Annotated in this window: 11 protein-coding genes; 7 read left to right on the top strand and 4 right to left on the bottom strand. The window is 54.6% G+C overall.

What is annotated here, in order from left to right; genetic code table 11:
* Positions 1 to 150 precede the first annotated feature (150 nt).
* Together C1N64_RS05730 and C1N64_RS05725 are read left to right on the top strand one after the other, a co-directional pair.
* A complete protein-coding gene (locus C1N64_RS05730) occupies positions 151 to 1230 on the top strand; it encodes a beta-galactosidase BglB (RefSeq protein ID WP_367143340.1) in 1080 nt (359 codons plus the stop codon).
* Positions 1231 to 1260: 30 nt separating this feature from the next.
* Positions 1261 to 3768 (top strand): hypothetical protein, encoded by a 2508-nt coding sequence (locus tag C1N64_RS05725; protein ID WP_394515325.1) that lies wholly within the window; start codon positions 1261 to 1263, stop codon positions 3766 to 3768.
* Positions 3769 to 3931: 163 nt separating this feature from the next.
* On the opposite strand, the gene C1N64_RS05720 is transcribed toward C1N64_RS05725, so the two are convergent.
* Together C1N64_RS05720 and eat are read right to left on the bottom strand one after the other, a co-directional pair.
* On the bottom strand, positions 3932 to 5272 hold the full coding sequence (locus tag C1N64_RS05720) for an aspartate aminotransferase family protein (protein ID WP_033740150.1): 1341 nt from the start codon (positions 5270 to 5272) through the stop codon (positions 3932 to 3934).
* A gap of 63 nt (positions 5273 to 5335) precedes the next feature.
* Complete coding sequence (gene eat / locus C1N64_RS05715) at positions 5336 to 6700, bottom strand: ethanolamine permease (protein ID WP_033740149.1); 1365 nt, start codon at positions 6698 to 6700, stop codon at positions 5336 to 5338.
* 244 nt (positions 6701 to 6944) lie between these two features.
* On the opposite strand from eat, the gene C1N64_RS05710 reads away from it, so the two are divergent.
* Complete coding sequence (locus C1N64_RS05710; RefSeq protein WP_394515324.1) at positions 6945 to 7949, top strand: phosphotransferase enzyme family protein; 1005 nt, start codon at positions 6945 to 6947, stop codon at positions 7947 to 7949.
* Positions 7950 to 8087: 138 nt separating this feature from the next.
* Positions 8088 to 9155, top strand: a complete 1068-nt coding sequence (locus C1N64_RS05705) for an AraC-like transcriptional regulator QhpR (protein WP_033740338.1) — start codon at positions 8088 to 8090, stop codon at positions 9153 to 9155.
* Between the two features lie 83 nt (positions 9156 to 9238).
* Here C1N64_RS05705 and C1N64_RS05700 read toward each other — a convergent pair whose 3' ends face one another.
* Complete coding sequence (locus tag C1N64_RS05700) at positions 9239 to 9919, bottom strand: EAL domain-containing protein (RefSeq protein WP_058702119.1); 681 nt, start codon at positions 9917 to 9919, stop codon at positions 9239 to 9241.
* Positions 9920 to 10535: 616 nt separating this feature from the next.
* Entirely contained in the window at positions 10536 to 11678 is a 1143-nt protein-coding gene (locus C1N64_RS05695; RefSeq protein WP_394515495.1) for an alpha/beta hydrolase-fold protein, read from the bottom strand.
* A gap of 276 nt (positions 11679 to 11954) precedes the next feature.
* Between C1N64_RS05695 and C1N64_RS05690 the strand changes: the two genes are divergently transcribed.
* The 3 genes from C1N64_RS05690 (at position 11955) to C1N64_RS05680 (ending at position 13408) form a co-directional block, all read left to right on the top strand.
* Positions 11955 to 12383 carry a GNAT family N-acetyltransferase gene (locus C1N64_RS05690; protein WP_054634563.1) on the top strand — a complete coding sequence of 143 codons (429 nt, stop codon included), beginning with the start codon at positions 11955 to 11957 and terminating at the stop codon, positions 12381 to 12383.
* A gap of 185 nt (positions 12384 to 12568) precedes the next feature.
* Positions 12569 to 12781: a hypothetical protein gene (locus C1N64_RS05685; protein ID WP_033740144.1), complete on the top strand. Its 213-nt coding sequence runs from the start codon at positions 12569 to 12571 to the stop codon at positions 12779 to 12781.
* Positions 12782 to 13036: 255 nt separating this feature from the next.
* On the top strand, positions 13037 to 13408 hold the full coding sequence (locus tag C1N64_RS05680; RefSeq protein ID WP_394515323.1) for a LysE family translocator: 372 nt from the start codon (positions 13037 to 13039) through the stop codon (positions 13406 to 13408).
* The last annotated feature ends 550 nt before the right edge of the window (positions 13409 to 13958 follow it).

Raw genomic sequence — 13958 nt, 5'->3', positions numbered from 1 at the left:
GAGGACGCTGTTTTTTACCTGAAACGTTTACGCCTTTTGGGCGGACAGCATTAAACACGGCCATTTGAAACTGACGATTATCGCGTAAATCGCGAGGGCCAGGCATGAAAAATAATCACCATGGAATAATGATAAAACACAGGAATAACAATGACTACGCAATCTATTGAGCATCAACTCAATCTGTTACTGACGGGTTTTACACAGCTAAAAGACGAAGGACGATTTAACGAACCCAATATTGATGGCACCGCGGGAGATTATATTTCCTTCGCCAACTGGGAATGGCCGCAGGGCGTGGGATTATTTGGCCTCGTCCGGTTATGGGAACTCACGCAACGCAAAGATATTTACCAGCTTATTGAGACCTGGTTCCAGAATAATATTCAGAAAGGCCTGCCGCCCTTAAATATTAATACCACGGCACCGATGCTGCCGCTGTCGCTGCTGTGGGCTCACAATCGTGATCCTCAGTATCAAGCGGTGCTGGATCACTGGGCCAACAGGGTAATGACCGCGCTGCCGCGTACGCCGGAGGACGGGTTTCAGCACGTCGTATCCGACGGCATTAATCCCATGGAAATCTGGGATGATACGCTGTTTATGGTGGTGCTGTTTCTTGGCCACTACGGCATGGTCGCCGGGCGGCAGGAACTGGTGGATGAAGCCGTGCGTCAGTTTTTACTGCATGCCCGCTATCTTAACGATCCGCAAACCGGTTTATGGTTTCACGGCTGGAGCTTCGCCGAGAAGAATAATTTTGCTCACGCCCGCTGGGCGCGCGGCAATGCCTGGATCACCGTTGGCATTATTGAGTTTCTGGAACTGACCGCGCTTCGCGGTGGCGTACGTGACTATCTGCTGGCGTGCCTGAAAACGCAGGTGAATACCCTCATCGACCTGCAATCCTCGCAGGGCGCGTGGCACACCCTACTCGATCATCCCGACAGCTACGAAGAAATCTCGGCCACGGCCGGGTTTGGCTATGGGCTGTTAAAAGGCGCGCGTCTGGGCTATGGCGATGACCGTTGGTTACAGGCAGGGTTGCGCGCGCTGGAAGCCGTGCAGCGAAACATTGATGACGAGGGCACCGTGCACAATGTGTCTTATGGCACCCGCATGGGAAGAACCCTGCAATTTTATAAAGACATTCCGCTTCAGCCGACCGGCTACGGTCAGGCGCTGGCCATCTTATGCCTGACCGAAGGGTTAAGGCACACCCAAAAATAATAACAACGCTGACACCAGGAGAATCGAATTATGACGCAGACAACCTATTGTCACTTTCCGCTGCAACAACGAGATGCTGTGCGCTACTGGCAGCTCTCGGCAGTGGCTTCACAACCCTATGACGTGGATGATGTTCCCATGTCGGGCGAGATGGATCCTTTTTTCTTTCTGAGCAAACATAAAAACTTTATTCCGCATACCTATCCCTGCCGTACTGAATTTCAAAAACAGTTCGCCGGCAAAAAACCCTGTCCGTTTGGCGACCGCACGCTGACAAACTGGTGGTTTCCTTTTGGGTCCGATCGGGTCGATTTGTCGGGGTTTTGGTTTCGCGCCACCCGCATTGGCGCACAGGCGGAAACCTGTCTGGTCGCAGCCGCGCCCGGCAGCCGTCGTTTTCGCCTGACCACCTGTGGCGCAGCACTGGTCACCCTGAACGGCGAGGAGGTTGCCTGGCTGGCCGATTATCAGCGCAACCTGGAAAGCCAGGTTGAATTTACGCTTAACCTTCAGGCCGGGTTAAATACGCTTCGCATCTGGTTTGACGATCTGGCCGAACGCGATGTCCGCTTCTTTTTCCAGCTGGATTACGTCGAGGGGGATCCGCTTCAGGTTGCGCTGGCGGTGCCGGTGGAGGCAGAACAGGTGCGGCATATGGAGTCGATGCTGGAAGGAATGGCATTTGAACAACCGACTTATACGCAGGGGCCGGTGCGCCTGTGTTTCCCGTCCCCTGCGCCAGACACTTTCGATCTAAACGTTTTGGTTTCCGGCGATTTTATTTCGCTGGATCAGCCGGTGCGGCTTCGTACCGTTCTGGAGAAAGGCGAAGGGGCCGTCACGCTCGCCGAGAGCGACACATTGCCCGCCGATTTTCGCCGTTTTGCTGTCAGCCTGAAAAAAGGCGCTTTCCACATCACCCGCACGCTGGGCGTCGAAATCTGCCACGCTGAACGCCAGGCGCAGGTGCCTGACACTTTGGCAGCCAGGGCAGAAGAAGCCCTGAGGCACGTTGCGCTGCACGGCGAGTACAGCAGTGTAAAAGCGCTGGCACGCTTAGCCTGCGGGATGGATGACGCGGAAACCCAGTCAATGCTGGAAGGCGTTCTGCCTTCCGTTGAAGCCTGTCACGACTGCGCCGACTTTACCCTGGTGCCGCTGCTCTGGTGCCGGATCCAGTGGGCCGATCGCCTGGCCAGCGCCACACGGGAAAAAATCGATCGGGCCATTTTAGGCTTCCGCTACTGGATGGATGAACCGGGTAATGACGTGCAGTGGTACTTCTCAGAAAATCATGCCCTGCTGTTTCATACCGCCGCATACCTGGCAGGCAGCGCCTTTCCTGACGCGACGTTTATCCGATCTGGGCGAACGGGCCGTGAGCAGGCCGCAGCCGGTCTGGCGCGCGTGCGGGCCTGGCTCGATCATTTCGAGCAGTGCGAGATGGCCGAGTGGAATTCAGCACCGTACTTCCCGATAGACCTGAAAGGTCTGAGCGCCCTTGCCGCCCTGGCAGAAGATGCGGACATCGTGACGCGCAGCCAGCGGGCCATATTGCGCCTGCTGGAGCAGCTCGCCCGTTCATCACATCAGGGCATGCTGACCGCCTCGCAGGGACGTTCCTATGAGCACACGCTGTGCGCAGGCCGCTCGCTGGAGCTGTCGGCGATCTCTCGCCTGCTGTGGGGAAAAGGTTACTACGGCTGCCGCTTTCATGCCCTGCCGCAGCTGGCCCTGCTGTTGCAGCAGAAAAAATTACCCCTTCCGCCCGGCCAGGCAAAGGTCGCCTGCTGGCAGGGTGACACCGCGCAGGAATGGTATTTTGCCCAGGGGAAAAACCGCATTGCCCGCCTTTATCACTATAAAACCCGCCACGTGGCTATGGGTTCGCTTGCCGGTTACCGCTGGGGCGAGTGGGGTTATCAGGAAACCCCGATTCATTTAAGGATTGGCGACGTGCCTGAGGCGCAAATCTGGATCAATCATCCGGGCGAAAAGCTGCACGGCGGTTTTGGTCGCCCTTCGTACTGGGGAGGATGTGGCACATTGCCGCGCGTTCAGCAATATCGTGGCCTGGCCATCGTGATGTTCAACGTTCATGACGATCAGCCCGATTTTACCCATGCCTGGCTGCCGCAGCGCTATTTCGATGAGATGCGCGTCTGTGAGCAACGCATTTTGCTCCGCAGCGGTAACGGCATGGTGCAGATTTCGGGCAACCAGCCTTTCCGGCTGACAACCCGCGGTCCCGCGCAGCACTGTGAAGCCCGCTTAGCGGGAAAAGAGACCTGCTGGCTGATTCGTCTGAATGACGATCCGCAACTCAGCACGTTGGAAGAATTTGACTCGCGCTTCGCCCAGATCAGTGTCGAACAGCGTGAGGACGGCACGATTTGCGTGAACGATCCCCTTTACGGCGACGTGTTCTTCCAGCCAAATGGTTGTGTCTTTGGCCAGGGCCGGTTGCTGGATCCTGACAGCTGGACCCTTGCGGGGGAAAGCCATGAACTGGAGTTGCCTTCGGGCGCCCACGCTTAAGCTGAGAATGCGCAGGCCCGGCGGCTGCCAGGCCTGCGCGGCCACGTAAAGGACAGGAAGCTCAGCGCCAGAGGATTTTCCTCTGGCGCTGCAAACGGATGGGCCTGTATGCCGCAGACAGGTTGCGTTCCGTCTGCGTGGTCCCTGTTTTTTGGGATGGCGTTCAGCTCTGTAATTTCCTCAGGCAGCGATCCATGGCACTGACCACCCAGTCGATATCGTGCGTCTGGAAACAGAGCGGTGGGCGGATTTTCAGCACGTTACCGTATGGCCCGGCAACGGAGGTCAGCACAAAGGCCTCACGTAACGCCTCCACCAGATCGAGTGCCAGACGTTTGTCAGGCGCTTTGCTTTCTCTGTCCTTCACCAGCTCAAAGCCGATAAACAGCCCTGCCCCACGGACTTCACCGATGCACGGATACGTTGCCTGCAGGGATTGCAGCGCCGCCAGCAGTGCAGCACCGGTTTTCAGGCTGTGCGCCTGAAGTTCTTCCTGTTCAATGACATCCATCACCGCGTGCGCCGCCGCCATGGAGACCGGGTTACCACCAAAGGTATTAAAGTAAGGTAGCGCATCGCTAAACGCCGCCATGACCGGCGCTTTCGCCATCAGCCCCGAGACCGGAATGCCGTTCCCCATCGGTTTGCCGGTAGTTACGACATCCGGAACCACGCCGTGTCGGGCAAAGCCCCAGAACGCCTCGCCGGTACGGGCAAAGCCAGGCTGCACTTCATCGGCAATAAAAATGCCGCCATTCTGATGCACCACATCAATCGCCGGTTTTAAAAAGCCGGGCTGACCGGGTAAAACGCCGTCTGACGAGAAAATCGAGTCGGCCAGGAACCCCGCAAATTTAATGCCGTGCGCAGCCATATCATCGATTTGCTTCTGAATTTCCTGCGCAAACCAGGCACCCTGATCCGCCGTCTGAATGCGATAAAAGTCAGGCGGGGCCACCAGCCGTGTATGCGGTGATAACGGCTGACCGCTGCCCAGCGCGGGCGAAACGCCGGAGGTAAGCGCACTGGTGCCGTGATAGGCTTCTTTGGACACGATGATGCCCGTACCACCGCTCCAGCACTGGGCAATGCGGATCGCCAGATCGTTTGCCTCGGATCCGGTACACATATACATGGCCCGATCAATCTCGGCCGGCATCGTGGCCAGAATGCGATCGCTGTACGCAAGGATCGACTCATGCAAATAGCGCGTATGGGTGTTTAACTGCATCATCTGTTTATGTACGGCATCCACGACCGCCGGATGACAGTGACCAATACTGGCAACGTTGTTATACATATCCAGATACTGATTGCCCGCCTTATCCCACAAATACTGGCCCTTTCCGCGCACCAGATGCACCGGATTGCGGTAAAACAGTCGATAGGACTCGCCCAGTACCTGACTGCGCTTATCGGTCAGTTGTCGAATGTCCGGTGCCAGCGTTTCCGCGTTTTCAGCACGAAAGCTGTTGGTATCCATTATGGTTGAACGTACCGTCATCGTGACTCCTTGGTCTTTGTGCTGCCCGGCGGCACGTTACGCACCGCCAGGCGGGTATAAACGTTAATCGGTTTCTGCGGCAACAGAGCGCTGCGCGACAGCACCGCGGCGGGAGTGCGTGGTCAGGAAGTAGAGATAGCCCGCCACCATAAAGCCCACGAACAGCGCGCCGATCTGCGGGTTAAACCACAGCATCGCGATCAGGCAGATCACCGAGCCACACAGGGCGATGGCGGGGATCACCGGATAACCCGGTGCACGGTAGCTACGTGCCAGTGTCGGATCCGTGCGACGCAGTTTAAACAGGCTCAGCATACTCATGATGTACATGACGATCGCCCCAAACACCGACATGGTGATCATCGCGGCGGTCAGGCTCATTCCCTGAAAGCTGATGCCGTCAGAGAAAATGGCAACAATGCCGACCACACCGCCCGCCAGGATCGCCCGGTGCGGTGTATTAAAGCGCGACAGTTTTGCCAGTGAAGGCGGCAAATAACCTTCCCGCGCCAGCGCAAAGAACTGACGCGAATAGCCCATGATAATGCCGTGGAAACTGGCAATCAGGCCGAACAGGCCAATCCACACCAGCATGTGCATCCAGCGTGAATCGTTACCGACCAGCATTTTCATGGCCTGCGGCAGCGGATCGTTAATGCCTGACAGCGTGCGCCAGTCACCTGCCCCTCCGGCAAACACCATGACACCCATCGCCAGCACCACCAGCGTTAAAATACCGCTGATGTAGGCGCGGGGAATGGTCCGGCGTGGGTCTTTTGCCTCTTCGGCCGCCATGGCAACGCCTTCAATGGCAAGGAAAAACCAGATGGCAAAAGGAATGGCGGCAAACATCCCGGATACCGAGGCCAGAGAGAACGTATCCTGCCCTGCCCAGCCATGGGCGACAAAATTCGTCAGGCTGAAGCCCGGCGCGACCACGCCCATAAACACCAGCAGTTCAATCACCGCCAGCAGCGTCACCAGCAGCTCAAAGGTTGCCGCAATGCTGACGCCGATGATGTTCAGTCCCATAAAGATCAGGTAGGCACAGACCGCAATGAGCTTAGGATTCACTTCCGGAAACTGCACATTGAGGTAGGCGCCTATCGCCATAGCAATGGCCGGGGGCGCAAACACAAACTCGATTAAGGTGGCAATGCCCGCAATCAGCCCGCCGGTATCACCGAAAGCACGGCGACTGTAGGCAAACGGTCCTCCGGCCTGCGGAATGGCGGTCGTCAGTTCGGTAAAGCTGAAGATAAAACAGGTGTACATGGCGGCGACAAAAAACGTCGTGACCAGAAAACCCAGCGTACCCGCGGCTCCCCAGCCATAGCTCCAGCCGAAATATTCTCCCGATATAACCAGTCCCACAGCGATGCCCCAGAGTTGCAGGGTACCAAGGGTGGGTTTCAGTTTCTCTTTCATCACTGCGTTCCCCGTCTGTGTAAAGTGAAAAGGCGATGCCTAAAAAGCTGACGGGTAGATGATGGACACAGCCGCAACAGAAAAACTTGACCGCAGAAAACAGAAACACGTCGGCTGGGGTCAAGTTGACCCGGGTCGGGCTGTGACGCCTCTGCCGAAGTCAATTTTTGCCTGCTCTCAGGTCAAGCGCGCCAGGCCGGTTCAGCGCCATGCTGCCTCCACACGCAGAGAAAGGGAGACAGACATGAGCATTAAGCAATATGACGCCTTAACGAACGACAGCATTCTTCAGCTTGCCCACCAGGCGTTGCAGGCGTATCCGGCCTGTTTGCATGCAGAGGTCAAACTTCTGTGCCGTTCCGAGAACGCCACCCTGTCTGTCAGCACGCCGCAGGGCCGGTACGCGTTACGTATTCACCGCGGCGATTACCACGCTAAGCAGGATATTGAAAGCGAGCTGCACTGGCTGGATGCGCTTCAGGCCGCAGACATCTGCGTGCCGGTGGCGGTGCGCGACGGGCACGATAACCGCATTCAGACGCTGCCGCTGCCGGACGGCAGTGAACGCTATGCTGTGCTGTTTCACTGGATCGAGGGCGATATGCTCACCGATGCGGTCGATCCGGCCGCCTTTCGCCAGTTAGGCCGCATCACCGCGCAGCTCCACCACCACAGTCGGCGCTGGCAAAAGCCACAAACCTTTCGCCGTATCGTCTGGGATCATCACACGATGGTTTCCCCTACGGGTCACTGGGGTGACTGGCGCGATGTGGCCGGTTTAGCGCCATCACAACATGGCGTGATCGAAGAAACGCTGTCGCATGTCGGCCGTGAGATGGCAGCGTTTGGCCAGTCGCCCGACCGCTATGGTCTGATTCACGCCGACCTGCGCCTGACCAATCTGCTGGTACACAAAGGCGAAACGCGGGTCATTGATTTTGATGACTGCGGAATGGGCTGGTATCTGCACGATCTTGCCGCCGCGATCAGCTTTGTCGAACATCATCCCAGCGCCCCACAGTGGGTGGAAAACTGGCTAAACGGCTACGAACAGGTGGCACACGTCAGCGATGAGGAGCTGGCGATGATCCCGTCCATGCTGATTCAGCGCCGCATTCAGCTGACCGCCTGGGTCGCTTCCCATCGCGAAACAGAAATGGCGCGCAGCCTGGGCGACGGTTGGGCGAACGACACGGTACGCCTGTGCCACCGCTATCTCGAAGGGGCCCGATTGCCGATTGGCGTCTAGCGCACTCTGGCGGTGCCTGAATGACAGATCGCGGTGCAATCTTCACGGGGGCGATGCTAAGTGCCTGTTAACTGTTGCCTGACGGCTGGTATGTTTCTTGCAGAAGCTAACGATGTTCAGTTGCAGGCGGAAAACATCATGACCAGCAGATTTCCAGAGGCCGCCATAACGGCCATGTCCAGCGCGGGTAGCAGTCACCGTGGCGTCCTGTCGGCCGCCGCGACGGGACTGGGTGATTTCATTAACGCCCAGGGTGGCGATGTGGATCGTATTTTCGGCATCAGCGGGATCGATCCGGATACGCTCGCCTGCCCGACGCTGAGCCTGGACCTGGTCAATTACTGTCGGGTGCTGGAAGAAGCGGCCAGCCAGGCGGGCGTGGACAACTTCGGTTTACAGTATGGTCATCAGTTCCGGCCACAGTCTCTGGGTCTGATTGGCTATATTGGTCTGTGCTCGGCCACGCTGGAACAGGCGCTGCAAAACGTGGTCAATGCCTTTCCCTACCATCAACACAACACCTGTATTCGTCTGACGGAGCGCAGCGACTGCTGGCAGCTGGATTATCAGGTGCGTCACGGCGCGATTCTGCAGCGCCGTCAGGATGCAGAACTGACGTTAGGCATGTTTCTTAACCTGATTCGCCACGCGGCAGGACGCCACTGGGCACCGCGTGAAGTGCATTTCGAGCATCCGCGCCCTGAGCACTGGCACGAACACTGTAAAGTCTTTGATGCGCCGGTCTATTTCGATCAGCCCTTTAACTCGATGATCATCGCCAAAACGGATCTGGGCCGTAAAATGCCGGATCACGATCCCATGCTGCTGCTGGTGATGCAGGATGCGATCCGTCGGCTCAGCCCGCCCGTCATCATTCAGGATACCGTTAATCAAACCCGCACCGACATTCACCTTCAGCTACTCAATGGCGAACCCTCACTGGACATTATCGCCGAAAAACAGGGACTGTCTGCCTGGTCGTTACAGCGGCGACTGCGCGATGAGCAAACCAGTTTTTCCGCCCTGGTCGACAGCGTCCGCAAAGAGATGGCGACGCATTACCTGAAACAACACCATCTGTCGGTCTCTGAAATGGCCTTGCTGTTGGGCTATTCTGAAGTCAGCGCCTTCTCACGCGCCTTTCGCCGCTGGTTCGGTTGTAGCCCACGCGACTGCCGTAAATCGCAGGGCACGGTTTTTCTTTGACAGCATCAGGCTGTCTGGCCAACGCATTATGCGGGCCTTTCTTATTGAAGAAAGAAAACCCGGTATGAATTATCGCTGAGCGGTTACGCGAGCGTATCGAATAAAAACGCCTCAAACAAATAGCCCTGAAATGCCGCAGCGTGCGGTCTGGCGAATTCGAAGTGTTGCGCCGTTTCGACGCCTTCTACAATAATAAATTCACAATAGTGTTTAATTTCCGCCAGCGTGGCTTGCCAGACGGGGCTGTTTTGATGCCGCCAGAAAAAATGCTTATCTATTTTCACGGCTTCATACATTCCACGCTGTAAACAGGGAAAGTGGGAAGCCGCACTGCCAAAATCATCCAGCCATAACGTGTATTTATTATGTAATTCCCGGAGTAAGGGATTATTTAATCCCTGCGCAAGATCGGGAAAGTGTTCCGCGACTTCAATGCGAAGAAAAGAGTGCGCTGTGGCGAGCTCAACAATATCCCGTTCTTCCAGCAGCGCAAAAGCCATTTCCAGATCGACATTTACAGAACACAGCAACTGGTTTTCTTCAAAAAAATGACGCTTCTTATCGATTAGAGAAAGTTGTTCTCGTAACAGCTTTATTTTCTGTTGTTTATTTAATTTCGCAATATGAAAACAGGGGGTTCCCGGTGCGGCGAATCGCGTCAAAACTTCTACAGCAATTAATGTCGACGCGTTGTTAACGACAGGTTCAGCAATGAACCACCAGGCACGGTTGTTATTATCGAGATTGTGGATTTCCATTCCCATGCTCTGATTCAACGCGATGAAGTAGCGTGATTATTGATCGCTACAGACTATCAATCAAATGTTATTTATCGGGTTAAGCTATGATTTAACCTATCAAAATTAAAAGATTGATCGTTAATCCCTTGTTATTTAATAAGGTTTCAGGAATTAAAATCTTTATTTTATGCTGGCCCGGATTGCGAAGCCTTTTACAACGCCTGCTGCACAAGGTATTGACCCCATTTCCTGCCCGCAGCTCAACGCGCCTGTATCCTTCGCGTGCTAAGAATTAAGCATTGCAGACCAGTGAAAAATGGAGACAGTGAGAAAAAATAAAAAGGATAATATTGCCGCATCCGGTTAACGGGTAACTTAAATACATCAATACCGGTCATTTTGAAAAATGGCTGACGCAGATTTTTCCCATACGGCGTTTGCAGCATTTACTGTCGACGTAGGCAGTGTTTTTTTACTTACCTGACACGGCAGGCTGAAGAAATAAATAAAAACGCTTTTTAAAGGACGTGCATGGTATTTCAGCGACGTTGTTTAGCGTCGCCGGGGAAGAATGCTGTGAATAACGGTGATTCCGTAAATGCTGCCCTGAATCACCGTCACAGGAAGGGATCGGGCCTGACTATGGCTGCTGCGGTTTAAACACCTGTTGCACAAATTCGATATACGCAGGTCGCCAGACATCCATCTCATGCCCCAACCCCGGATATTGAGTGTAATGGAATTTTACGCCCTGCTTTTCCAGCTCGGCTTTGAGTCCGGCAATGTCTTTGCCGGTCACGATGTCTTTATCGCCCACCGCCAGCGTAATGTTTTTCAGCTGCTTATTCACCGCCTGCGCCTGACTCAGCTGGCGTGTCACAGCCTCATTCGGCACCGTACTGGTGGTCACGCCGCTAAAGCTGGCCAGCCAGCCAAAGTCGTTCAGGTGCGTCATGCCTGACACCAGCGCCTGATAGCCGCCCTGAGACAGTCCGGCAATCGCCCGGTCTGCCGGTTTGCGACTGACGGTAAAGCGCTTTTCCACCAGCGGGATAATGTCCTGCATCAGTTCCTTATCGGCGGCTGCGGCATTGAGGGGATAAAAGTCTTTTCGACGGTCGGCTGGGGGAAAGTTTTCAGGAATGGCCTGCACGATGTCCGTTTCGGTATCAGGCACCACAACCAGCATCGGCGTAATTTTGCCTTCGGCCAGCAGGTTGTCCATGATCTGCGGCAGGCGGAGCTGCGAGATGGCGGACAGCCCGGTATCGCCAAAACCGTGATAGAAGTAGAGCACCGGTAACGGTTTACCGTCTGCCTTATAGCCCGGCGGTGCCCAGACAAAGACCTGACGTTCGGATTTCAGTGCGGTGGAATGATACGTCAGCGTCAGCACATCGCCGTGCGCCACGTTACGCTCATCCAGAATGCTGCCCGGCACCAGAATCATACTGGTGTTCACCTGGCGCTGCGGTTTGGTAAAGCGGCTGCCGGTATCCGGCGTGCGGAAACCATCCACATCAAAATAGTACTCATATAAATCGGGCTTCAGCGGCTCGCTGGTCCACGACCAGATACCGGCACTGTCCTTTTTCATATCATGGGGCTGCTGACTCAGCGGCGTGGCCCCCGTGACCACAGCAACCTGCTTCGCGGCGGGCGCAAACAGGCGAAAGGTAATGGAGTGATCGGGATTCAGCGCGGTGATATAGCGGCTCACGGGGATGTGAGTATCCGGGGTTTGCGGTAACGGTGCGGCAAGCAGTGCGGGTCCATATCCCATCAGCAGGCTTCCGGCCACCAGAGATAAACAGGTTAATTTTTTCTTCATTTTGCGTCCCGATAATTGAATTGATCACGCGGTATTTATTACATTTTTTCTCCGGGAAGCGAGGTGATACCGTCGCAAAAAGCGCAGGCTGTGATGAACGTCAAAGAATGGCGTTAACCTGCCGTCAGCCTCACCGGCGCGCGATCGCCCCGGCGCGTTGAGATGCTGTTCAGGCGTAAACCGGTAAGGTCATGACATCAACGGTTCAATGATGATTTGCGAGGCACTATGCATATTACCTACGAAAAACTGGCCGATCGGCATCTGAAAGAGATGTATGAAATCCGCTTCTCGGTGACGGAAAACCGGCTGCATGCTCACCAGATCCGCTATCTGCAGCGTGAGCAGGCGCTTGACGATATCCGCCAGGGCGGTGGCTGGATCGCCAACGTCGATGACGAGTACGTCGGTTACGGGCTGGGTATTTATGCGCCCGATCCGTTAATCGGTGGCCTGTTTATCAAGCCCGCGTTTCAGCGGCTCGGGATAGGTAGCCAACTGCTTGAAAACATCACCGACTGGTTCAGACAACAACAGGCCCGGTCGATGATGTTGACCACCGACACAGGTTCCCCTGCTGAACGTTTTTATGAAAAACACGGCTGGCGCGCGGCGGGCACTGATGAATATGGCCAACGGATTATGCGCAAGCCCTGACCCCGGTGTAGCCTGCGCAAACCCCAGTTATCCCAGGCACACGTTGTGCCAGACCTTTGCCATCGGGCCTGACCACTTTTTTTACAACCGTCGTACAACAGCCCTGCACTTTTTTGCCCACTCATGCTTCATTACGGTTATTGTCGCAGCGTAAACACCGCACTCCCGATAAGGATTAAGAAACGATGCGTAAACTTCCCCTTTTTGTGGTCACGCTTGGCCTGTTAATGTCGGTTGCCTCTCAGGCACAGGCAGAAGGCTGCCTGAAAGGCGCGCTGGTCGGCGGCGTAGCCGGTCACCTTAAACACCATGCGGTTGCCGGTGCCGTGGCGGGCTGCGCGGCAGGACATTACCTGGCGAAGAAGCATAAAGACGAAGAGAGTAAGCAGAGCCATTAGCGGTTCAATGGGGTTGCCCCTGTGCAACCCCGCTAAGTTTTTAGCTACCTCACTGGTTTACACCATTGGCACCGCCTCGCCCGGACCGGGCAATCTGCCCATCGCTACTGCGGCCGTCAGGCCGGGCTGGTGCTGGCAACCGGCGTCATCTCAGGTTCCCAGTGCCGGGGCTTACTGAACGCCTTTGGCATCTCTGCCAGTTTGGTTTCCTAACACGGTTTTATTTTCTGGCTAAAACTGCTCGGCGCGGCCTGTTTGCTCTGGCTGGCGTCAAAAGCCCTGCGCAGTGCCTTTCGCCCTGGCGACCTGGCGACACGTCCCGCCCGTTCTCACACGCGTTTACGCGGCTACTATCTGCAAGGGCTGGGATTGCACCTTACGAATCCCAAAGCCGCACTGACCTGGTTCACCGTCACCAGCGTAGGCCTGACCCGCAGCGCCCCGCAGTGGCAGAGCTATGTTCTGGTTGCCACCTGCGCGCTAACCGGCGTGATGATATTTGGGTTATATGCGCTGATTTTTACTTCGCAAACGGCGGAGACGTATCTCAATCGGGCAAGGCGCAGTTTTGATGTGATTTGTGCGGGGTTTTATGCGTTGGTGGCGGTGGGGTTTTTGGTGTCATAGATACAAAAGATGTAGGTCTAACATAACCTCAATAAATACCATAAGGACAAATAAACTCCCTATACAATCATTTTTTACAATTAACTAAATATGAAGGAAAAAAACATACATCTGTAGATGCAATGCATAACTTAATAAATTCATAAAAAGATCAATGAAAATTCATGATAACCATAAATGCAGTTTAGCTTGGTCACTATTAAGCCATTTCTATAATGAAATTTTTAAGATGTTACTTATAAATAACGCAATAATTCATTGTGTCATAAAACAAACTATCTGATGAAGTAGCTCTCCTTCTTACATAACCCAAAGATAAAAACATTTAAAATCATTAAGTTATATTGATTTGACAACATTTTACAGACCTCCTGCGACGCAGCAATTTCAACCAACTTTCTCACAGAACACAGGCTTTCATATTACTTTTTTAAAAAAAACAAGGAATGTTAGTGCGAATGTAAATTAACCTTTTTTTATCATTTACATCACATTTAGCAGTCTGATATGTTAAGAACAAGCAGGGATAAGTGAGAGAAATTTATTGATT

This window comes from Pantoea sp. SGAir0215 (assembly GCF_043543215.1).
This window is presented reverse-complemented; position numbering and strand designations above follow the sequence as displayed.

Excerpts from the sequence above, each read along its gene's own strand:
- C1N64_RS05730 (WP_367143340.1), top strand. The coding sequence starts at position 151 with ATGACTACGCAATCTATTGAGCATCAACTCAATCTGTTACTGACGGGT.
- C1N64_RS05725 (WP_394515325.1), top strand. The coding sequence starts at position 1,261 with ATGACGCAGACAACCTATTGTCACTTTCCGCTGCAACAACGAGATGCT.
- C1N64_RS05720 (WP_033740150.1), bottom strand. The coding sequence starts at position 5,272 with ATGACGGTACGTTCAACCATAATGGATACCAACAGCTTTCGTGCTGAA.
- eat (WP_033740149.1), bottom strand. The coding sequence starts at position 6,700 with ATGAAAGAGAAACTGAAACCCACCCTTGGTACCCTGCAACTCTGGGGC.
- C1N64_RS05710 (WP_394515324.1), top strand. The coding sequence starts at position 6,945 with ATGAGCATTAAGCAATATGACGCCTTAACGAACGACAGCATTCTTCAG.
- C1N64_RS05705 (WP_033740338.1), top strand. The coding sequence starts at position 8,088 with ATGACCAGCAGATTTCCAGAGGCCGCCATAACGGCCATGTCCAGCGCG.
- C1N64_RS05700 (WP_058702119.1), bottom strand. The coding sequence starts at position 9,919 with ATGGGAATGGAAATCCACAATCTCGATAATAACAACCGTGCCTGGTGG.
- C1N64_RS05695 (WP_394515495.1), bottom strand. The coding sequence starts at position 11,678 with ATGGGATATGGACCCGCACTGCTTGCCGCACCGTTACCGCAAACCCCG.
- C1N64_RS05690 (WP_054634563.1), top strand. The coding sequence starts at position 11,955 with ATGCATATTACCTACGAAAAACTGGCCGATCGGCATCTGAAAGAGATG.
- C1N64_RS05685 (WP_033740144.1), top strand. The coding sequence starts at position 12,569 with ATGCGTAAACTTCCCCTTTTTGTGGTCACGCTTGGCCTGTTAATGTCG.